Origin of the sequence: Agrobacterium sp. B1(2019), assembly GCF_008274755.1 — a bacterium.
Classification (GTDB): Bacteria; Pseudomonadota; Alphaproteobacteria; order Rhizobiales; family Rhizobiaceae; genus Agrobacterium; species Agrobacterium salinitolerans.
In genome coordinates, this window is sequence record NZ_VTPB01000001.1 from 1,201,319 (window position 1) to 1,221,604 (window position 20,286).

20 protein-coding genes are annotated in these 20,286 nt (G+C 59.3%); 12 read left to right on the forward strand and 8 right to left on the reverse strand.

Annotation, left to right across the window (positions count from 1 at the left end; all coding sequences use genetic code 11):
• Positions 1-25 precede the first annotated feature (25 nt).
• The gene (mgtE, locus tag AGR1_RS05965) at positions 26-1,453 is read left to right on the forward strand and encodes a magnesium transporter (protein ID WP_149146429.1); all 1,428 of its coding nucleotides are present in this window, start codon (positions 26-28) and stop codon (positions 1,451-1,453) included.
• Between the two features lie 72 nt (positions 1,454-1,525).
• Positions 1,526-1,912 (forward strand): MerR family DNA-binding transcriptional regulator, encoded by a 387-nt coding sequence (locus AGR1_RS05970; RefSeq protein ID WP_003524989.1) that lies wholly within the window; start codon positions 1,526-1,528, stop codon positions 1,910-1,912.
• A gap of 165 nt (positions 1,913-2,077) precedes the next feature.
• Here the strand turns inward: AGR1_RS05970 and AGR1_RS05975 are convergent, their stop codons facing one another.
• The gene (locus AGR1_RS05975; RefSeq protein WP_149146430.1) at positions 2,078-3,043 is read right to left on the reverse strand and encodes a DUF1624 domain-containing protein; all 966 of its coding nucleotides are present in this window, start codon (positions 3,041-3,043) and stop codon (positions 2,078-2,080) included.
• Positions 3,044-3,108: 65 nt separating this feature from the next.
• A complete protein-coding gene (locus AGR1_RS05980) occupies positions 3,109-3,801 on the reverse strand; it encodes a DUF599 domain-containing protein (RefSeq protein ID WP_080792974.1) in 693 nt (230 codons plus the stop codon).
• 503 nt (positions 3,802-4,304) lie between these two features.
• On the opposite strand from AGR1_RS05980, the gene cobU reads away from it, so the two are divergent.
• From cobU to ccoP, 5 genes are all read left to right on the forward strand, one after another.
• Positions 4,305-4,826 carry a bifunctional adenosylcobinamide kinase/adenosylcobinamide-phosphate guanylyltransferase gene (gene cobU, locus AGR1_RS05985; RefSeq protein WP_149146431.1) on the forward strand — a complete coding sequence of 174 codons (522 nt, stop codon included), beginning with the start codon at positions 4,305-4,307 and terminating at the stop codon, positions 4,824-4,826.
• Between the two features lie 238 nt (positions 4,827-5,064).
• Positions 5,065-6,687 carry a cytochrome-c oxidase, cbb3-type subunit I gene (gene ccoN, locus AGR1_RS05990; RefSeq protein ID WP_080790716.1) on the forward strand — a complete coding sequence of 541 codons (1,623 nt, stop codon included), beginning with the start codon at positions 5,065-5,067 and terminating at the stop codon, positions 6,685-6,687.
• 9 nt (positions 6,688-6,696) lie between these two features.
• Complete coding sequence (gene ccoO, locus AGR1_RS05995) at positions 6,697-7,428, forward strand: cytochrome-c oxidase, cbb3-type subunit II (protein ID WP_149146432.1); 732 nt, start codon at positions 6,697-6,699, stop codon at positions 7,426-7,428.
• 13 nt (positions 7,429-7,441) lie between these two features.
• The gene (locus AGR1_RS06000; protein ID WP_003502810.1) at positions 7,442-7,594 is read left to right on the forward strand and encodes a CcoQ/FixQ family Cbb3-type cytochrome c oxidase assembly chaperone; all 153 of its coding nucleotides are present in this window, start codon (positions 7,442-7,444) and stop codon (positions 7,592-7,594) included.
• A gap of 3 nt (positions 7,595-7,597) precedes the next feature.
• Positions 7,598-8,461, forward strand: coding sequence for a cytochrome-c oxidase, cbb3-type subunit III (gene ccoP / locus AGR1_RS06005; RefSeq protein WP_149146433.1), 864 nt, complete (start codon positions 7,598-7,600; stop codon positions 8,459-8,461).
• A gap of 56 nt (positions 8,462-8,517) precedes the next feature.
• Here ccoP and AGR1_RS06010 read toward each other — a convergent pair whose 3' ends face one another.
• Genes AGR1_RS06010 through AGR1_RS06020 form a run of 3 tightly spaced genes read right to left on the reverse strand, consistent with a single transcriptional unit; the run spans position 8,518 to position 9,752 of the window.
• Positions 8,518-8,964 carry a VOC family protein gene (locus tag AGR1_RS06010; RefSeq protein ID WP_149146434.1) on the reverse strand — a complete coding sequence of 149 codons (447 nt, stop codon included), beginning with the start codon at positions 8,962-8,964 and terminating at the stop codon, positions 8,518-8,520.
• Between the two features lie 16 nt (positions 8,965-8,980).
• Positions 8,981-9,337, reverse strand: coding sequence for a VOC family protein (locus tag AGR1_RS06015; protein ID WP_149146435.1), 357 nt, complete (start codon positions 9,335-9,337; stop codon positions 8,981-8,983).
• Positions 9,338-9,347: 10 nt separating this feature from the next.
• Positions 9,348-9,752 (reverse strand): SRPBCC family protein, encoded by a 405-nt coding sequence (locus tag AGR1_RS06020; protein WP_149146436.1) that lies wholly within the window; start codon positions 9,750-9,752, stop codon positions 9,348-9,350.
• Positions 9,753-9,872: 120 nt separating this feature from the next.
• Between AGR1_RS06020 and ccoG the strand changes: the two genes are divergently transcribed.
• From ccoG to gndA, 5 genes are all read left to right on the forward strand, one after another.
• Complete coding sequence (ccoG, locus tag AGR1_RS06025; RefSeq protein ID WP_149146437.1) at positions 9,873-11,456, forward strand: cytochrome c oxidase accessory protein CcoG; 1,584 nt, start codon at positions 9,873-9,875, stop codon at positions 11,454-11,456.
• Positions 11,453-11,953: a FixH family protein gene (locus AGR1_RS06030; RefSeq protein ID WP_080790724.1), complete on the forward strand. Its 501-nt coding sequence runs from the start codon at positions 11,453-11,455 to the stop codon at positions 11,951-11,953. Before ccoG ends, AGR1_RS06030 begins: the two co-directional genes overlap by 4 nt.
• Positions 11,950-14,244 (forward strand): cation-translocating P-type ATPase, encoded by a 2,295-nt coding sequence (locus AGR1_RS06035; RefSeq protein ID WP_149146438.1) that lies wholly within the window; start codon positions 11,950-11,952, stop codon positions 14,242-14,244. Before AGR1_RS06030 ends, AGR1_RS06035 begins: the two co-directional genes overlap by 4 nt.
• On the forward strand, positions 14,241-14,402 hold the full coding sequence (gene ccoS, locus AGR1_RS06040) for a cbb3-type cytochrome oxidase assembly protein CcoS (RefSeq protein ID WP_149146439.1): 162 nt from the start codon (positions 14,241-14,243) through the stop codon (positions 14,400-14,402). The genes AGR1_RS06035 and ccoS overlap by 4 nt, the downstream gene beginning before the upstream one ends.
• Before the next feature lie 151 nt (positions 14,403-14,553).
• On the forward strand, positions 14,554-15,984 hold the full coding sequence (gene gndA, locus AGR1_RS06045) for an NADP-dependent phosphogluconate dehydrogenase (RefSeq protein ID WP_149146440.1): 1,431 nt from the start codon (positions 14,554-14,556) through the stop codon (positions 15,982-15,984).
• Positions 15,985-16,051: 67 nt separating this feature from the next.
• Here gndA and AGR1_RS06050 read toward each other — a convergent pair whose 3' ends face one another.
• The 3 genes from AGR1_RS06050 to AGR1_RS06060 all read right to left on the reverse strand — a co-directional run bounded on the left by AGR1_RS06050 (position 16,052) and on the right by AGR1_RS06060 (position 20,202).
• Positions 16,052-16,378, reverse strand: a complete 327-nt coding sequence (locus AGR1_RS06050) for an RcnB family protein (RefSeq protein WP_149146441.1) — start codon at positions 16,376-16,378, stop codon at positions 16,052-16,054.
• 190 nt (positions 16,379-16,568) lie between these two features.
• Complete coding sequence (gene mgrA, locus AGR1_RS06055) at positions 16,569-17,600, reverse strand: L-glyceraldehyde 3-phosphate reductase (RefSeq protein WP_149146442.1); 1,032 nt, start codon at positions 17,598-17,600, stop codon at positions 16,569-16,571.
• Between the two features lie 103 nt (positions 17,601-17,703).
• The gene (locus AGR1_RS06060) at positions 17,704-20,202 is read right to left on the reverse strand and encodes a glycoside hydrolase family 2 protein (RefSeq protein WP_187772059.1); all 2,499 of its coding nucleotides are present in this window, start codon (positions 20,200-20,202) and stop codon (positions 17,704-17,706) included.
• Between the last annotated feature and the right edge of the window lie 84 nt (positions 20,203-20,286).

Below are 20,286 nucleotides of genomic sequence, written 5' to 3' on the forward strand. Positions count from 1 at the left end.
GTATTTGAATACAAGGGGACGCCAGATGACAGACCGTGACGACGATCCTGTCGCGCCCGAGGACATGAAACCGATGGAAGCGCCCTCCGATATCTACGCAGAAGACGGTTCGGTACGCTCCGACTTTCTGACGATGGTGGGTGCGGCGATCGCTGACCGCGATCTGCTTTTCCTGCGCAAGAATGTGGCGCGGCTGCACGAATCGGAACTCGGTGACCTCCTGGAATCCATCCTGCCGGAACAGCGCCACGCGCTGGTGCGGCTTCTCGGTTCCGATTTCGACATGACGGCGTTGACCGAGGTGGATGAGGGTATCCGTCTCGATATCGTCGACCAGATGTCGAACGAGCAGATTGCCGCCGGTATCGGCGAGCTGGATTCGGACGACGCCGTCTATATTCTCGAGGACCTCGACGACGAAGACCGCGAGGATATCCTCTCGCAACTGCCATTCACCGAACGTGTGCGGCTGATGCGGGCGCTGGATTATCCGGAAAGTTCGGCCGGCCGCCGCATGCAGACGGAATTCGTCGCCGTGCCGCCGTTCTGGACCGTGGGGCAGACCATCGACTATCTGCGCGAGGAGGAAGAGCTGCCGGAATCCTTCTCGCAGATTTTTGTCATCGATCCCACCTTCAAGCTGGTCGGCGCGCTCGATCTCGACAGGGTTCTGCGCGCCAAGCGCCAGGTGAAGATCGAAACGATCATGCACGAGACCAACCACTCCATTCCGGCGGAGATGGACCAGGAAGAGGCCGCACAGCTTTTCGAGCAATATGACCTTCTCTCCGCCGCCGTGGTCGATGATAACGGCCGACTGGTGGGCGTGCTGACCATCGATGACGTGGTGGACGTCATTCAGGAAGAGGCCGAGGAGGATCTGCTGCGCCTTGGCGGTGTCGGTGACGAAGAGCTGTCGGACTCGATTGCCAGCACGTCCCGTTCGCGCGTGCCCTGGCTTGCGGTTAATCTCATCACCGCCTTTCTCTCCGCCTCCGTCATCAGCCTGTTCGATGCAACGATCCAGCAGATCGTCGCGCTGGCGATCCTGATGCCGGCGGTGGCCGGTATGGGCGGCAATGCCGGATCGCAGACCATGACGGTGTCGGTGCGGGCGCTCGCCACCAAAAGCCTTGATATTCACAACGCTGCGCGCATCATCCGGCGCGAGGCGGGCGTGGGTATTCTGAATGGCATGCTGTTCGGCTGCGCCATCGGCATCGTTGCCGGTATCTGGTTTCAGGATATCCATATCGGCGGCATCATCGCCACGGCCATGTGTCTCAACATGCTGGCGGCGGCGCTGGCGGGCATTCTCATTCCGCTGGTGCTCGACAAGTTCGGTGCAGACCCGGCGGTCTCGTCGGCAGTTTTCGTGACGGCGGTCACCGATATTGTCGGCTTTTTCGCCTTTCTGGGGATCGCGACCTGGTGGTACGGTATTTCCGGATAGCGCCAGACGGGCGAAAATTGACTTTTACGTGAAGGTCAAATAATATCTTCCGGTGATGAATCGGATAGGCCCTTGGATAAGTATTATAGCATAACCGAACTGACACGCGAATTCGGTGTTTCCACCCGCACCTTGAGGTTTTACGAGGACGAGGGACTGATTCACCCTGAACGTCGCGGGCGCACACGGCTTTTCAGGGCTGCGGACCGCCGCCTCATTCAGGAAATCCTGCGCGGTCGTCGTATCGGTTTCACGATCTCCGAAATTCGCGAGATCATTCACGTCTACAAGGAACCGCCGGGCGAATCGGGCCAACTGGTGCTTCTGATGAAGAAGGTCGATGAAAAGCGCGCCGAGCTTCGGCAAAAACGCAAGGACATCGAAGAGACGCTGGCGGAACTCGACAATGTCGAAGAAGCCTGTCTGACGCGGCTTGCCGAAATCGGTGTTGGGACGTGAATCCGGCCCTATAGCGGTGTCGGTTATTCCATTGACGTAATTGTCCAGAATGGCTCTGAAGCCTTTCCACTTGTGCTGCATATGGAACGAGAGGGTTTCGCTTGTCTCTTCTCCCCGGCGGAGAGAAGAAAAGGCGGCAAGCGCTAACGTTCTGGCTACCTGAACCTACTGCGCCTCAACCGTGCACTGCTGCGCCACCTCGCTGACCTTCGTCTGCTGATCGGCGCTGAGCTTGCCTTCCATCATCGTGTCGAACAGGTTTTCCGCCTGCAGCTTCTCCAGCGTGCAGCCACAGAAACGCTGGCACAGTTCCAGCCCATTGGCCTGGTCGACACAGCTCTTTTCACAGCTCGATTTGTAAAGCTCGACCTGATCGACAGGCGAGGGCGGGGCTATGAGCGAGAGGGTATAGACAAGGCCGATAAGCACCGGCTGGTGGATGAGGTAGAATGCCAGGCTGTGGCGGCCGGCGCCTGCGATCAGGTTGCGAGGCGAACTCGGGCTTCGAAAGCGATCCAGCCAGTCGCGCGGCGTGACGAATTGCGACACCGCAAGCCCGGCAAGGAAGGGCGCAAGCCAGGGCAGAAGCGGCACATAGTCGTTCGAACGGGGCGGCGTGGTGGAAAAACCAATCCAGGCCAACCATTTTGCGTTGAACAGTTCGGATTGCAGATATTGCGGCAGGGTGAAGGCGATCACGGCAAAAAGCAGCGTCACGGCCGCGGGGGCACGCACGAACAGCAGCCCGACAAGACTTGCCGCTGCGATATTGTGCAATATACCGAAGAAGATGAAGCTGTCCGGAAAGGCGAAATAGGTGGCGATGGTAATGAGCAGTGCCGAGCCGGCCACCATCGCAAAACGTTTGCCGAAAGACGGCCAGTTGACGCCCTTGCCATGGGCGAGAAACAGGCTGAAACCGGCCAGAAACAGGAACGAGCTGGCGATGCCACGCGCATAGAGTTTCCACAGGCCGGTGGTCGCCGTGCCGGGTTCCAGATAGCCGAAATATTCCAGATTCCATGTGAAGTGGTAGGACGCCATGGCGATAAGGGCCAGCCCGCGCAAGGTGTCGAGACCGCCTATGCGGCCTTTGCGGCGGTTTTCGTTTGCGGCTGCGTTCGTGTCCATGGTTTCCGTTTTCGGCTTTCGGGGGGCGGTATTACGCTCGGCTTGGCCCTTGAAGTGCGGCTATTTCAAGGCCCGTTTTCTTCCATGATGGCGCGTCGTGCTTCGGAAAAGAACTGGCGGCGTAACAACGCCACGATGATGATGACCGTGCTGGCGATGAAGACATAGGGGCTAATGAACCAGCCGAGATAACCGATTGACAGAAAGATGGTCCGCAGGCCGTCATTGAAGTTCTTAGCAGCGATGATGTTCATCTTTATGACGTTCTCCGCCGCCCGCTCGGCCGCCCTGCGATCGGCGCCGACATCGTGGACCATGGGAATGGCGCCGAACAGGATGGTGCAATAGTTGAACAGGCGGTAGGACCAGCCAAACTTGAAGAAGGAATAACCGAAAAGACAGGTCAGCCCGATGACCTTCAGCTCGAAGGCCGTGCGCCCGGCATATTGCACGAACGGCATATCGCGAAACACCGATTCGACCTGTTCTGTCGCGCCCAGAAGGGCGAAACATCCGCCGATGGCGAAGATGGAGGTGGAGGCGAAAAAGGCGGTGCCGTTCTGAAGGCCGGCCATAATCTGCGTGTCGATCATCTTCAGGTCGCGCTTCAGCGAATTCATGATCCACTCGCGGCGGCGCTCGGCCATGGCCTGGTTGAGACTGGCTCTCGAAAACAGCCTCGTGCCCGTCGTGACATGGGTGTAGACGGCCCATAGCAGGATGAAAACCACGATCGAGATATAGTCCATCACGGTCATCACGGGCGGGCCACCTTGCTGTTTGCGAATCTTCGAAAGCATATTGATTTGAAGGCCATGGCAAGGCAATGGCGGCGGCTGCCGTCACTCCATATTCTCCTTGGGCGTTGCGGTTTCATCATTCGGTTTTTCGCTAACGTTCCGGTAACCAAGTCGCATTATCAATCCAGTCGCGGACGATGTGTCTGCCGGTTCCGGATTAAGGTTTTGCGTCCCGGTTCCGCCTGATTTTTCGCCAGCGGTGAGGGCCGATTGACAGAATGGCCGTTCGCACCTAGCCTTTAATCTGGACCGGTGTTTCCGGTATCCGGAATAGCCAAGGCTGATATGCCTCGCATCCTGCAGGCAAGTCTTGTTTTCTCCGGCCCGGTATCAGCGGCAGTCCGGCATGAGCAACCGGGGAACGCCTTTTTCTACGAATCGTTCCCTTCCTGTCTGTCTGCCCCTGGCTTGCGACACGGCGAAGATGCCGGTCCGTTTCATTCTCTTCCTTCAGGTTTCAGATGACAGATAAAAACCGCTCCGTTTTCATTCTTGGCGGCGCGCGCTCCGGCAAGTCCCGTTTTGCGGAGGAGCTTGCGGGCAAGTCGGGTGGAAGCCTGCATTATCTGGCCACTGGCCGGGCATGGGATGACGAGATGCGCGACCGCATCGTCCATCATCAGGCGCGGCGCGGCGGCGAATGGACAACACATGAAGCGCCCGTCGATATTGCCGCCGTGCTGGACCAGCTCGGCGCGCCGGAAAATGTCGTTCTCATCGATTGCCTCACCCTGTGGCTCACCAATCTGATGATGGAGAATGCCGATATCGAGGCTGCTTTTGCGGCGCTCGAGACAGCGATTGCATCGGCTCGAGCTAAGCTGATTTTCGTCTCCAACGAAGTCGGTCTCGGCATCGTGCCGGAAAACCGCATGGCGCGGGAGTTCCGCGATCACGCCGGCCGCCTGCATCAGCGAATCGCCGCCATCGCCGGAGAGGTCTATTTTGTCGCCGCCGGCCTACCCCTGAAGATGAAGGGCTGAAGGGTACGCGCGCAAGCGGGGCCGACATCGCCGCGCATTTTTGCTCTTGTACAAATTTCTCTCGTAAAGCCGCATCCCGTTTTGCCTGGGCTGCGACAGCTTTGCTTTCTTGACCTGGATCAAGGTGGCGCTCTCCTGCCGGTGGCAATGCTCCAACCGACGCATAGGCACGTTTCCGCTCTCTTGGGCGTGTGCCGTGCCTTTCGTCGGTCGGCTTGCACGTTGGGGGAAACCAACAATGAATTACACGTTAGAAACCGCGATCGTGGCGCTCGGCGCCTTTCTCGCGTTGCTCGGGGCAGCCTTTGCCCATGACAGTCTTTTCGCAGCCCATATGTGGGTACTGTTCTTTACGCTTCTGGTCAGCACGGTGCTTTTGCTGCGCCGTGTCTCCTTCGCGCCTGTCGGTTCTGCCACGCGTGCTCACTTGAAGTCGGAATATTTCGACGAGGTGGTGAAGTATGGCGTCATAGCCACTGTCTTCTGGGGTGTTGTCGGCTTTCTGGTTGGCGTTGTCGTGGCGCTTCAGCTCGCCTTTCCCGATCTCAACATCGCGCCCTATTTCAATTTCGGCCGGATGCGGCCGCTGCACACATCGGCGGTGATCTTCGCTTTCGGGGGAAATGCGCTGATAGCCACTTCCTTTTACGTGGTGCAAAGAACCTGTCGGGCGCGCCTTTTCGGCGGCAATCTCGGCTGGTTCGTGTTCTGGGGCTACAACCTCTTCATCGTCATGGCCGCCACCGGCTATCTGCTCGGCATCACGCAGGGCCGCGAATATGCAGAACCGGAATGGTATGTGGACATCTGGCTGACCATTGTCTGGGTCGCCTATCTGCTTGTGTTCCTTGGTACGATCCTCACGCGCAGGGAGCCGCATATCTATGTGGCGAACTGGTTCTACCTCAGTTTCATCGTCACCATCGCCATGCTGCATATCGTCAACAATCTCGCCATTCCCGTCTCGTTCCTTGGCGTCAAGAGCTATTCGGCTTTTTCGGGCGTGCAGGACGCGCTGACGCAATGGTGGTACGGCCATAACGCTGTCGGCTTCTTCCTGACGGCCGGCTTCCTCGGCATGATGTATTATTTCATTCCGAAGCAGGTGAACCGCCCGGTCTATTCCTATCGGCTTTCCATCATCCACTTCTGGGCGCTGATCTTCATGTATATCTGGGCCGGCCCGCACCATCTGCACTATACGGCACTGCCGGACTGGGCGCAGACGCTGGGCATGGTGTTCTCGATCATGCTGTGGATGCCCTCCTGGGGCGGCATGATCAACGGTCTGATGACGCTTTCGGGCGCTTGGGATAAGATCCGCACCGACCCCATTGTGCGCATGATGGTGATGGCCGTTGCCTTCTACGGCATGGCGACCTTCGAAGGCCCGATGATGTCGATCAAGGCCGTCAACTCGCTCAGCCATTATACCGACTGGACCATCGGCCATGTGCATTCGGGTGCTCTCGGCTGGAACGGCATGATCACCTTCGGTGCCATCTATTATCTGACGCCGAAACTCTGGGGCAGGGAGCGTCTTTACAGCCTGCAGCTCGTCAACTGGCACTTCTGGCTCGCCACGATCGGCATCGTCATCTACGCCGCCGTCATGTGGGTGGCCGGCATCCAGCAGGCGCTGATGTGGCGCGAATACGATACCCAGGGATTCCTCGTCTATTCCTTCGCGGAGTCGGTCGCAGCGCTGTTCCCCTACTACGTGATGCGCGCATTGGGCGGTCTGATGTTCCTCAGCGGCGCGCTGATCATGGCCTACAACGTCACCATGACCATCCTCGGTCATCAACGCGAGGAGAGCGCCAGCAAAGGCGCGGCTCCTTCGCTGCAGCCTGCTGAATAGGAGGGGCCGATGTCCATACTCGACAAACACGGCGTCATCGAACGTAACGCCACCCTGCTTCTGGTCGGCTCGCTGCTTGTGGTCTCGATCGGCGGTATCGTGGAAATCGCACCGCTCTTTTATCTCGAAAACACCATCGAGAAGGTAGAGGGTATGCGGCCCTACACGCCGCTGGAGCTGGCCGGGCGCAACATCTACATCCGCGAGGGATGTTATGTCTGCCACAGCCAGATGATCCGGCCTTTCCGCGACGAGGTGGAGCGTTACGGGCATTACAGCCTGGCAGCAGAATCCATGTATGACCATCCGTTCCAGTGGGGTTCCAAGCGCACGGGGCCGGACCTCGCGCGTGTCGGTGATCGCTATTCCAACGAGTGGCATGTGCAGCATCTGGCTGATCCGCGTTCGGTCGTGCCGGAATCGATCATGCCCTCCTATGCTTTCCTGAAGACCTCGACGCTGAAGTTCACCGAGGTTTCCATGGAGCTGAAGGCCAACCGCGCCGTCGGCGTACCCTATAGCGACGAGATGATCGAAAAGGCGAGCGCTGACATGAAGGCGCAGGCTGACCCGAATGCCGATACCAGCGAGCTGCTAGCGCGCTACCCGAAGGCCAAGGTCGGAGATTTCGACGGCGATCCGGCCAAGCTCACCGAAATGGATGCGCTGGTGGCCTATCTGCAAATGCTCGGCACGCTGGTCGATTTCTCGACCTATGACGATGCCGCCGGATACCGGTGAGGAGGTGTGAGCCATGGAAACCTACACGGCCATGCGCCACTTCGCCGACAGCTGGGGTCTGCTTGCCATGACCCTGTTCTTCGCCGGCGTCGTCGTTTTCACCCTTCGCCCCGGCTCGAAGAAGGCCGCGGACGATGCCGCCAGCATTCCGCTCAAGGAGGACTAGGATATGTCCGAAAAACACATCGATAAAATCAGCGGCGTCGAAACCACCGGCCATGAGTGGGACGGTATCCGCGAGCTGAACAACCCCATGCCGCGCTGGTGGGTCTGGACCTTCTATCTCACAATACTGTGGGCCATCGGCTATACCATCGCCTATCCGGCATGGCCGCTGATCAACGGGGCGACGCAAGGGTTGCTCGGCTGGAACAGCCGCGGCGATATTGCCGCCGATATTGCCGATGCAAAACAGTTGCAGAGCGTCTTTGTCGACAGGATCGCCAATGCGTCGCTTGCCGACATTCAGACCGACCCGACCCTGAGGCAATTTGCCCTTTCCGGCGGCGCTGCCGCTTTCAAGGTCAATTGCATTCAGTGTCACGGTTCGGGTGCGGAAGGCGGGCAGGGGTATCCCAACCTCAACGATGACGACTGGATGTGGGGCGGCAGCGTCGACGATATCTATACGACGGTGAAGCACGGCATCCGTTTTGCCGATGATCCCGATACGCGCGCTTCGGAAATGCCGGCCTTCGTCGACATTATGAAGTCTGACGAAATCCGTGAGGTTGCCGCCTATGTTGTCAGTCTGACCGGAAAGCCTTCCAATCCGGCGCTGGTGGAACCTGGCAAGCAACTCTTTGCCGATAATTGTGCCTCGTGTCACGGTGAGGATGCCATGGGCAACCGCGAGTTCGGAGCACCCAATCTTGCAGATGCGATCTGGCTGAAGGCCCACGGTGAAGAAGGTATCGCTGCGCAGATACGGTCACCGAAACATGGGGTGATGCCTGCCTGGGGCGAGCGTCTCGGTGATACGACCGTCAAGCAGCTTGCCATCTTCGTGCATTCGCTTGGTGGGGGTGAATAAGGTGAGCAGAATGTGGAGAGGGGCGCCGGGGAGGCGCCCCTTATATCATGGGCAGATCAGGCGTTGTCCGCCCGTCCATCCGGATATTCGGCTGGTCCCTTCAACTCGATCTTGTTGCCGAAGGGATCACGGAAATAGAACGAATGTCCCATTCCTCTCGCGCCGCCGTGAAAGGCTTCCTGTTCTATCGTAACGTTAAATTTCGCCAGATGTGCGCGAAGTGCATCATGGTTCAGAGGGCCGGTCGCTATGCAGATGTGATCGACATTCCGTCCTCCGGCGACGGGCGGAGCAGCCTTTGTGCCACCGGGATGTGTGACATCCCACAGCACGATCAAGGCATTTCCGCACCAGACCTGTTCCATGCCGAGCGCAGGGTAAGAGTAACCATCCCTACACCCCAGCACGTTCCGGTAAAAATCGAGCGCCCGCGCCATATCGTCGACGATGAAGACGATATGATCGATACCGACCAGCGAAAAAGGCGGCGTTGTCAAAGTCATGGCGGGTTCCTGCCGATCAGTTTTTCGACCAGACGGCCAGTTCGTATCCATCCGGATCGGTGAAATGGAAACGCCGGCCGCCGGGAAATTCGAAGAGCGGAACGCTGATCTGTCCGCCGGCAGCCAAGATGCGGCGCCCTGCATCCTCGATATCGTCGGCGTAGAGAATGACCAGCGGGCCGCCTTTGGCAGAAACGGGCGCGGTGGTGGTGAAGCCGCCCGTCAGGCGGCCGTCGGAGAATTCGCAATATTGCGGGCCGTAATCCTTGAAGGTCCAACCGAACGCGCCGCCGTAAAATTCCTTGCTGCGCTCAATATCGGCGACGTTGAATTCGACATAGTCGATGCGCCGGTCGTTTGTTTTCGTGGTCATATTTCCTCCATCAGTTCTTTTCGAGCAGCGCCTTCAGCGTTTCGAGATCGGCCGTGACCGCTCTTGCATCCTGATCGAAATCCTCTTCCGTCATGCCCTGAAGGCGAAGCAGGGTGAAACTCACCTCCGTACCGCCGCCATTCGGCGTCACCCGTAGCGCGTTATAAACTTTGATACCATCCGGCAATGTCACGACGTGGTCGATGACGCCGAATTCGTTTGCGGGCGCAAAATTGACGCGTACCTCGCCAAGCGGCCCGCCCTCGGCGATCCAGTCCTCGCCGTCGGGTGTGAGGTCGCCGGCAAGGCCTGCGGCCCAGCGCGGCATGTTCTGCGGGTCGGAGGCGAAGTCGTAGACCTGGGCCCAGGGTTTTTCGATCGACAGATGAATGATTCTCGACTGCATGACAGGCATTTCATCCTCCTTTGGCGGCGCGTTCCCTCCCTGCGCCACTTTGTCGTCACTTGATGCAAGTCAAGGATGTTTCACCGGGGAGATGGGAGAAAGCAAGGAGATAAAAACGGACATCTTACCATGAACATCTATCGCGCCGGACAGGACAGCCCGCAACAGCCCGTCGAAAGGCTGGAGGCGGAAGCCGTCAATTCCGCAAAAACGCGCAAACCGCTCTATGAAGCCCGCAGAAAGATTTTCCCCAAGCGCGCGGAAGGTCGGTTCCGGCGGTTCAAATGGCTGGTGATGCTCGTCACCCTCGGCATTTATTATCTGACGCCGTTCCTGCGCTGGGACAGGGGACCTTATGCACCCGATCAGGCAGTACTGATCGATATTGCCAACCGGCGCTTTTATTTCTTTTTCATCGAAATCTGGCCGCAGGAGTTCTTCTTCGTCGCCGGATTGCTGGTCATGGCGGGGCTGGGGCTGTTTCTCGTCACATCCGCTGTCGGGCGTGCATGGTGCGGTTACACCTGTCCGCAGACCGTCTGGGTCGATCTGTTTCTGGTGGTCGAGCGGGCGATCGAGGGCGACAGGAATGCCCGCATGAAACTGGACGCCGCGCCCTATACGGTTACCAAATTGCGCAAGCGTGTGCTGAAACATGCGATCTGGCTGGTGATCGGCGTTCTGACCGGCGGCGCCTGGATCTTTTATTTTGCCGATGCGCCGACGCTGGCGATGGAGTTCATGACGGGGCGGGCGCCGATGATCGCCTATTCGACCGTCGCCATCCTTACCGCCACAACTTACGTTTTCGGCGGGCTGATGCGGGAGCAGGTCTGCACCTATATGTGTCCCTGGCCGCGCATCCAGGCGGCGATGCTGGATGAGAATTCGCTTGTCGTCACCTATAATGACTGGCGCGGCGAACCGCGTTCGCGGCACGCCAAAAAGGCTGCGGCGGCAGGGGAGAGTATCGGCGACTGCGTCGATTGCAACGCCTGCGTGGCGGTCTGTCCAATGGGCATCGACATCAGGGACGGGCAGCAGCTGGAATGCATCACCTGCGCGCTCTGCATCGATGCCTGCGACGGGGTGATGGACAAGATCGGCAAGCCGCGTGGCCTGATCGCCTATGCGACGCTTTCCGAATACCAATCCAACATGGCGCTGGCGACCGGTAATGGTCAGCACCCGATTCGCCCCGCGAATGTGCGTGACCAGGATGGCAGCTTCAGCAAGGGCGTTCGCCATTTCAACTGGCGCATCATCTTCCGGCCGCGCACGCTGCTTTATACGGTCATCTGGGCTGCTGTCGGCATTGGCATGCTGTTTGCGCTCGTCACGCGCGAGCGGTTGGCAGTCAATGTTCTGCACGATCGCAACCCGCAATATGTGCTGGAATCAAATGGCTCGATCCGTAACGGCTATACCGTGCGCATTCTCAACATGGTGCCGCAGCCGCGCATAATGAGCCTGACCATCGAGGGCATTCCGAACGCGGTGATGAAAATCAATGGCATGGCCGAAGATGCCGCGCGGGCCTTCGAGGTGACGGTCGAGCCGGACGAGGCGACAACACTCAAGGTCTTCGTCACCCTGCCGGGCGAGGATATCTCGCGTACGGCGGAAAATTTCGAATTCATCGTCAGCGACACGGCCGGCCACGAAACGGCTCGCTACGATGCTGTCTTCAATGCTCCGGGAGTGACAAAATGACCGTGAACAATCGCCAGACGTCCGGTTTCATGTTCACCGGCTGGCATATGCTGGGTGTCATGCTGCTGTTTTTCGGCACCGTCATCACCGTCAACATGGTGATGGCCTGGAACGCGATCAACAGCTGGAGCGGGCTCGTCGTGCCCAATACCTATGTGGCCAGCCAGCAGTTCAACGCCAAGGCGGAAGCCGCCAAGGCAAGGGCTGCGACCGGTATCAAGGGCAAGCTCATCGTGGATGAAAAGACGGTGCGTTACGAGGTGTTTCATCCCGAAACCGGCCCGGTCGACACCGATAAAGTGACGGCGCATTTTCGGCGGCCTGTCGGGGAACGCCAGAATTTCGACATGGAACTGACCCCGGTTTCCACCGGCGTCTTCACCGGCCCGCATGACATGCTGCCGGGGCAATGGATCGTCGAGGTCACCGCCGTCAAGGACAGCCGGATCATCGTGCATGAGGGCACACGGATTGCCGTTATCAGGGGACGTCAATGAGCTGCTGTGCACCGGGAACAGAAGGTTCGCTGCAACTCGGCGAGCCGGTCAATCCGCCATCGTCGGAGGAATTGTTGCTGGCGAGCCGCGATCTGGGGCAGGGGTTGCGGCAGACCGATCTCAGCGTGCCGGATGTCTATTGCGGCGCGTGCATCACAACCATCGAGGCCGTGCTTAACCGTTTGCCACAGGTGGAACAGGCGCGGGTTAACCTGTCGTCCAAACGGGTGGCGGTTGTCTGGAAGGAAGAGGTCGATGGCGTCAGGACCGATCCCGCCGATCTTGCCCGCGCAATCCTGTCGGCCGGATACCGCACTCATCTTTTCGCCAGCGGGCAGGATGCCTCGGACGCCTTGCGTTCGCAATTGATCAGGGCGGTGGCGCTGTGCGGCTTTGCCTCCGCCAATATCATGCTTCTGTCTGTCTCCGTCTGGTCGGGGGCGGATACGGCGACGCGCGACATGTTCCACTGGATTTCGGCGATGATCGCTGCGCCGGCGCTGATCTATGGCGGTCGTTTCTTTTACCAATCTGCCTGGAACGCGCTGAAACACGGCCGCACCAATATGGATGTGCCGATCGCGCTTGCCATCACGCTCTCCTATGCCGTCTCGCTGTGGGAAACGATCCATCACGGCGAACATGCGTGGTTCGACGCGACCGTGTCACTGCTGTTCTTCCTGCTGATTGGCCGCACGCTTGACCATATCATGCGCGACAAGGCGCGTTCGGCCATTGCGGGCTTGGCCCGGCTTTCGCCGCGCGGCGCGACCGTCATCGGTGTGGATGGAACGCGGGAATACCGCCAGCTTGCCGATGTTCAACCCGGAATGTCGATTGCGATTGCGGCCGGCGACCGAGTGGCGGTGGACGCCGTGGTCGTCGCCGGCAGCAGCGATCTCGATATGTCCATCGTCAACGGTGAAAGCGCGCCGCGCCGCGTTACGGCAGGCGACAGCCTGCAGGCCGGCACGCTCAATCTCACCGGTTCGCTGACTGCCCGGGTGACGGCATCGGCGAAGGATTCCTTCCTTTCGGAAGTGATCGGGCTGATGGAAGCGGCCGAAGGCGGGCGGGCGCGTTACCGGCGCATCGCAGATCGTGCCGCGAGCTATTATTCTCCCGTCGTGCATCTTCTCGCGCTGGTGGCGTTTTTGGGCTGGGGCATTTTCGGCGGCGACTGGAAACAGGCGATGCTGATCGCCATTGCGGTTCTCATCATCACCTGCCCCTGTGCGCTCGGCCTTGCGGTTCCCGTCGTGCAGGTTGTGGCCGCTGGAAGGCTTTTCCGGCACGGCATCATGGTCAAGGAAGGCTCGGCCATGGAGCGGCTGGCTGAAATCGATGCCGTGCTATTCGACAAGACAGGCACCCTGACCGTTGGAAAGCCGAGACTGGTCGAGACAGGTGACGTGAAGCCGGCCACCATGGCGATTGCTGCGGGGCTTGCCGCCCATTCGCGTCACCCCCTCTCGAAAGCCCTGTATGCCGCCTATAACGGTGCCATGCCGACCTATGAGGTAGTGCGGGAAATTCCCGGCTCCGGCGTTGAGGCCGAGACGGAAGCCGGAACCTACCGGCTCGGCAATCGCCGTTTCGCCTGCCCGGATGACGACGCGGGCGTCGATAATGGCGATGCGCGGTCGGAAGTTGTGCTGTCCCTTGACGGCCGGCATCTGGCGAGCTTCGGCTTCGAGGACAATCCGCGCGCAGGTGTGGTTGCGGCATTGCGCAGCCTGTCGGTGCGGGGCCTGATGCAGGAAATCGTTTCGGGTGACCGGGCAGCAGCCGTCAGCGCCATGGCGCAGCGGCTGGGGATCGGCAACTGGCGTGCGGATCTGTCGCCGAAGGACAAGGCGGCGCGCTGCGCGGAGCTTGCCGGTGAGGGTCGCAGGGTGCTGATGGTGGGAGACGGTATCAACGACGCGCCGGCGCTTGCCGCCGCCCATGTGTCCATGGCGCCCGCCACCGCCGCCGATATCGGCCGGCAGGCCGCCGATTTCGTGTTCATGCAGGAGGATCTCGATGCCGTGCCTTTTGCAATCGAGACATCGCAGCGGGCAGGAAGGCTCATCCGGCAGAACTTTGCCCTTGCCATCGGCTATAACGTCGTCGCCGTGCCAATTGCGATCGCCGGTTATGCGACGCCGATGATCGCGGCCATTGCGATGTCGACGTCCTCGCTGATCGTTGTCGCCAATGCGTTGCGGCTTGCCGGTGCGGCTGAAACCGTCCGTCCTCAAAATGAAACGAACGTGGGATTTGCGGGCGAGGGGGCGCAACTGGCATGAACATGCTGATCTACCTCATTCCCGTCGCGCTGTTCCTGGGCGCGCTCGGACTTTTCGCCTTCCTCTGGTCGGTACGTTCAGGTCAATATGAGGACATGGACGGGGCGGCCTGGCGGGCGATAGAAGACGGCGATGACCGGCCCCGGCCGCCATGTTGAGCGCAATGGGAACTGCTGTCTCGACCCGTCGCAAATATGCAAAGCTGACTTGCGTCATCAAAATTTAATCGTTTCAGTCGCCGCCAGCCTTGCCGTTTGCCTATTACAGTGCCACAACACGACCACCTAAAAGCAAGATGGAGGCACATCCGTGGAACAGGCAGAAATCGGTTTGATCGGTCTCGGCGTCATGGGCTCAAACCTGGCGTTGAACATCGCTGAAAAAGGCAACAAGATCGCCGTATTCAACCGAACCCCTGAAGCGACAAAAAAATTCTACGCCGAGGCGGGTGAGTTGCAGGGACAGTTGATCCCTTGCGAAACCATCGAGGAATTCGTCGCCGCCATTCGTCCTCCGCGCCCGATCATCATCATGATCAAGGCCGGCGATCCGGTTGACCAGCAGATGGAAATCCTGAAGCCGCATCTCTCGAACGGCGACATCATGATCGACGCCGGCAATGCGAATTTCCGCGATACGATCCGCCGTTTCGACAATCTGAAGGATAGCGGACTGACCTTTATCGGCATGGGCGTTTCCGGCGGTGAAGAGGGCGCGCGCCACGGACCGTCGATCATGGTCGGCGGTACCGAAGACAGCTGGAAGCGTGTCGAGAAGGTGCTGACCTCCATTTCCGCCAAGTACAATGACGATCCGTGCGTGGCATGGCTCGGCAATGACGGCGCTGGCCATTTCGTCAAGACCATCCATAACGGCATCGAATATGCCGACATGCAGATGATTGCCGAAATCTACGGCATCCTGCGTGATGGCCTTGGCATGAGTGCCATCGAAATCGCCGACGTCTTCGCCGAGTGGAACAAGGGCCGCCTGAATTCCTACCTGATCGAAATCACCGAGAAGGTTCTGCGCGCCGCCGATCCGATCACCGGCAAGCCGATGGTCGATCTGATCCTCGACAAGGCAGGCCAGAAGGGCACCGGCAAGTGGTCGGTCATCGAGGCGCAGAACATGGGTGTTGCCGCAACCGCCATCGAGGCGGCCGTGGCTGCGCGTATTCTGTCGTCGCAGAAGGATGAGCGCGAGGCTGCCGAGAAGATTTTCGGCCTGCCGACGCTTGCAGCCGCACCCGCAGACAAAAAGGCGTTTATCGCCGATCTGGAAAGCGCGCTTCTGGCCGCCAAGGTCGGCGCCTATGCGCAGGGCTTCGCCATCATGTCGGCCGCGTCGAAGGAGTTCAACTGGAACCTGCCGATGCCGACGATCGCCCGCATCTGGCGCGCCGGCTGCATCATCCGCTCGGAATTCCTCGATGAGATCACTTCGGCCTTCACCAAGGATCCGCATGTGGCCAACCTCATCGTGACGCCGGCCTTCTCCGCCATCGTCAAGGATACCGACGCGCCGCTGCGCCGTGTGGTTTCCTACGCCGTCCTGTCGGGCCTGCCGGTTTCCGCGCTGGCTTCGGCACTCGGCTATTTCGACGCCTATCGCCGTGGCCGCGGCAGCGCCAATCTCATCCAGGCGCAGCGCGACTTCTTCGGCGCCCACGGCTTCGAACGCACCGACGGTGTGGACAAGCCGCACGGCCCCTGGGGCAGCGGTGCCGACATTTTCTGATCGGCTGAAACGATAAACGACAAAAGGCCCGCTTGCGCGGGCCTTTTTCATTTCATCGATGCCTGGATTAGCGGGTGGCGGCGAGACCGACGATGAGGCCGCTGACGGCGTTGATGAGCAGGAACTGGTTATCCACGCGCACCCAGCGCTGATCGCGGCGCGGTTCTGCAAGGTGGTAACGGCGGTAGTCACGGCGGTCCACCATGTTGCGGCGCTCACGGGCCGAGAGGCGCTGGCCGCGATCCCAGCGGTGCTTCTTGACGATGACTTTCTTGGTGGTGACCTGACGCTCGACGGTGACGCCGCGATGGCGATCGTCGTGGCGGCTTTGGGCCTGTGCCATCGGAGCTGCAAGAACGGTGGCTGCCAGAAGAATGGTGACGAACTTTTTCATGGAAGTTTCCTCTCGTGTTTCGATGAGGGGAACTTACGAATATACGAATGAACGGAAACTGAATTTAAAATTACATTTATGTAATGGTTGTTAATGGTTATGGGTGTGAGTTAAACTTTTGATTTGAGATTTTTGGCACAGTTTTCGGAGCGAGCAGGCCGCCCAGCGGAGCTGGGCGACCGTTTCGGTATCAGGTGCGTTCGGCGGATTTTGCCCAGAGGTTGATATCCGCATCCTTGGCGTAACCGTCGATTTCCGCAAGCTCCTCGGTGGAGAACTCGGCATTGTCGAGTGCCTTCACGCAATCCTCGACCTGTTCAACACGGCTTGCGCCGATCAGCGCCGAGGTGATGCGACCGCCGCGCAGCACCCAGGCGATGGCCATCTGCGCCAGCGTCTGGCCTCGGCGTTCGGCGATGCTGTTGAGCGCGCGGATGTTTTCAACATTGCGCTCATTGAGGAAGGCCGGGTTCAGCGACTTGCTCTGCGATGCACGGCTTCCATCAGGCACGCCGCCGAGATATTTCGTCGTCAACATGCCCTGCGCCAGCGGCGAGAAGACGATGGAGCCGATGCCCAGTTCTTCCAGTGTATCGACGAGACCGTCTTCCTCGATCCAGCGATTGATCATGGAATAGCTCGGCTGATGGATGATGCAGGGCGTGCCGAGGTCCTTCAGGATGGCGGCGGCCTCACGGGTGCGCTTGGAGTTGTAGGAGGAGATGCCGACATAAAGCGCCTTGCCCGAGCGTACGATCTGGTCCAGCGCGCCGCAGGTTTCCTCAAGCGGCGTGTCGGGGTCGAAGCGGTGGGAATAGAAAATATCGACGTAGTCCAGCCCCATGCGCTTCAGGCTCTGGTCGCAGGATGAGATCAGATATTTGCGGCTGCCCCATTCGCCATAGGGGCCAGGCCACATGTTGTAACCGGCCTTGGAGGAGATGATCATCTCGTCGCGATAGCCACGGAAATCCGTCTTCAGAATCTCGCCGAAGGCGGTTTCGGCGCTGCCGGGCGGCGGGCCGTAATTGTTGGCGAGATCGAAATGGGTAATGCCGAGATCGAAAGCACGGCGGCAAATGGCCTGTTTCGTCTGGTGCGGCGTATCGTTGCCGAAATTGTGCCAGAGCCCCAGCGAAATCGCCGGCAGTTTCAGGCCGGTCTTTCCGCAATGATTATATTTCATGGACGCGTATCGGTTTTCGGCCGGTTGCCAAACCATGGGTGTTCCTCCACTTGCTGATGACTGGCTGCCGGAGAACCCGGCAACCCTTTGAACCGATGAAAACAGGTGCGGGCGCACCTGTCATTCCCGAGAGGGATGGTTATGCCTTTCTCCGCATGGTTTCAATGTCGGGATTGGGCGGGGATTGGCAGGTATGAAGATCGAAGATGCGGAAATGCGGCTGGCGCCCGTCCGCCTTCGGGGTGAAGATGATGCGGCGCGTTTCGCCGGCGGAAAGATCGAAAAGGTTGTCGGAATAACGTCCGGGTTGATCAGCCTCCAGCATGACGAAGAGGGCGAGACCAGCAGCGGTGACATCGATTTCGAACTGACCGTTTTTCAGTGTATTGGTGGTGAATGCTAGGCCTGCCGGCTGAAGCTCCAGCGCTTTATAGCTATCGCGCACGTGGTGGCCTTCGCCGGTCATGCCGTTGGAAGCGATGAAGCTCCACGCAAGGATAGCGCCATCCGGCAGGCTGTCCATGTCGATGTCTGTCAGCGTCGCGGCCTTATCCGTCGCGCATGTGCCGTTGGCAGATTTCAGCGGCACGCGGTGGCCGTCCATGGTTAGTGCCACGATGTTCATGTCGATTTCCACATCCTCCGCCGTGTCGTTGACCATGGAGAATTTCACCCGGCGTCCATCCTCCGAGGGAATGGCCGAGACCGTGACTGGCTGGAAGAAACGGCGGGCGGCATAATGCAGCGCCTTCCAGCCGCCGCCATAATCGAGGCTCGACCATGAGGCGACCGGCCATGTGTCGTTGAGCTGCCAATAAAGCGTGCCCATGCAATGGGGCTTTAGCGAGCGCCAGTAATCGACGGCCGTGCGGATGGCAAGCGCCTGCTGCACCTGGCTCAGATAAACGAAGTTTTCGAAATCCTTGGGGAAGCGGAAGTAGCGGAACATGGTGCCGGCGATCCGTTCATTGCCGCCGACATTCTTCTGGTGCAGCTCGATGACCGGGGAGGCGATGTTCATGTCCTTCTCTTCCGCATAGGTGCGGATGACCGGCATCGACGTATAGGACTGGAAACCGAATTCGGAGCAGAAACGCGGCTTGACCGAGCGGTAATTGTCGAACGACTTGTTTTCGTGCCAGACGGACCAATAATGCATGTCGCCGGAGCCATCCGCGTGCCAGGCGTCGCCATAATCGAGATAACCGGAGGCGGGGCTTGACGGCCACCAGAGCGCTTCGGGGGCGGCTTTTTTCAACGCCTTTTCGATGGTGCGGTTCAGGCGGTCATAAGCGACGAGATAACGGTCGCGATTGTTGCTGGATTCGTCGAACCAGGTCAGCGCGCCCACCAGTTCGTTATCACCGCACCAGAGTGCTATGGAGGGATGCGAGGACAGGCGTTTGACCTGATAATCGACCTCGTGTTCGACATTGTCGAGGAAGTCATCGCTGCAAGGATAGAGATTGCAAGCGAACATGAAGTCCTGCCAGACCAGAAGGCCGAGACGGTCACAGAGATCGTAGAACCAGTCTTCCTCATAAAAGCCGCCGCCCCAGACACGGATCATGTTCATATTGGCCTCGACCGCGGAGCAGAGGAGATCTTCGGTCTTTTCCCGGCTGGTCAGCGAATAAAGCGCATCGGCGGGAATCCAGTTGGCGCCGCGGCAGAAGATTTCCCGTCCGTTGATGCGGAAGGCGAAGCGGCTGCCGGCCTCATCCTTGTCGGTCAGAAGCTCGATGGTCCTGAAGCCGATCCGCCGGGTCACGGTCTCATCGGGCAATTTCACGGTCAGTCTGTAGAGCGTCTGCTCGCCACTGCCGACCGGCCACCAGAGCTCCGGATTTTCCACGAAGAAGACGTGGCGTATCACCGTTTCGCCGGCACCGACGCCGCAATCGAGCCTGAGCCTATCGTCATTCAGCGACAGATAGACCGGCAGGCTTGCCGGGCCTTCGGCAAACAGCGTGATGGCCACATGCAGCTCGACACCGCCTTCGACATGGTGCTGCGAGGTGACGACATGTTCGATGCGGGCCGTATCGAGCCGCTTCAGCAGGATTTTGCCGTAAAGTCCAAGCGGTGCAATCGCGATGTTCCAGTCCCAGCCGAAATGGCATTGCGGCTTGCGCAGCATGTTGCCATTAGCAATGGGTGAATTGCCGGGGTGATAGGGAATATAAAAAGGCTGCCGCGCCTGCCGCTCCGCACCGGCAGCGATATTGGAATGGAAATGAATCCGGATTGTGTTTTCACCCGGACGCACAGCCCGCGAAACATCCGGGCGGTAACGGCGAAAACAATTGTCGGCGGTCAGGACCGGGACGTCGTTGACGAAGACGATGGCGACGGTGTCGAGGTAATCGATATCGAGATACCAGCTCGCCTCCGCATCATCGAGAATGAATGTGCGTTCGAGGATCCAGTCCCGCTGCGCCACCCATTGCACCGCCTTCTCATTGGCGCCGTGATAGGGATCTGGAATGATGCCCGCATTTTTGAGCGCGGTATGAATATCGCCCGGTACCGAAAGCTGGGTGGCGTGGTCTCCTTCCACCGAGGTCAGGCGCCAGGACCCGGCCAGATCGATGACGGTTTCGGGCGAGGAAGAAGAAAGCATAATCGGACCCTGCATAATATGAATTCGAAGAAGACTGGCCTGCATCATGGTGCAGGCTTGTGTCAGAATCTGGGGGAAAGGATGCGCGCAAAGCGGCTG